This is a genomic window from Escherichia sp. GZ89, assembly GCF_019366485.1.
GTDB lineage: Bacteria > Pseudomonadota > Gammaproteobacteria > Enterobacterales > Enterobacteriaceae > Escherichia > Escherichia fergusonii.
This window is the reverse complement of sequence record NZ_JAEOHX010000091.1, coordinates 1-500: the sequence shown is the minus strand read 5'-3', so window position 1 is coordinate 500 and position 500 is coordinate 1. Positions and strand designations below refer to the sequence as shown.

The window sequence follows — 500 nt, the reverse complement described above, 5'->3', positions numbered from 1 at the left end:
ACCATACTCTTTAATATGATTAAGGAATTTTTTAATATCGCCACGATATGGCCATCGCCATTCGCGTTCATGTGTCCAGTCAATCTTACCTGGAACATAAGTAACATATCTATATTGTTCAATCAGAGGAAGAGCCGTTTCATCAAGAATACGTTCCCCATATCTGCCTTGCGAGCATCGAGCATTGTTATGCTGATCCAACCCATATATGACTGGCCTTGCCCCATAATTAAACATTTGCTCTTTAGGTAAAACGATTGCATATAAACCAATATTTTCATTTCGTTCTAATCGGCGAACACCAGTTTCTAAATAAGCTGCAATCGGCATATCTGTAAAGCATACCACCGGGGAGTCACCATATACGGTTCGTTGTCCATTTCGGTATGACCAGGACGAGAAAATTTTATGACTGCGTAAAGATAATCTAAGTAAATATTTAGCATCAATGGAACATGCATGGTGCTGATTATTAAAACCACAGTGTTCAGGTAAATAAA

Annotated in this window: 1 pseudogene; it reads right to left on the bottom strand. The window is 38.4% G+C overall.

The annotated features are described in order from the left end of the window. Positions 1 to 500, bottom strand: a pseudogene (locus K0335_RS22385) (hypothetical protein); the annotation flags it as partial.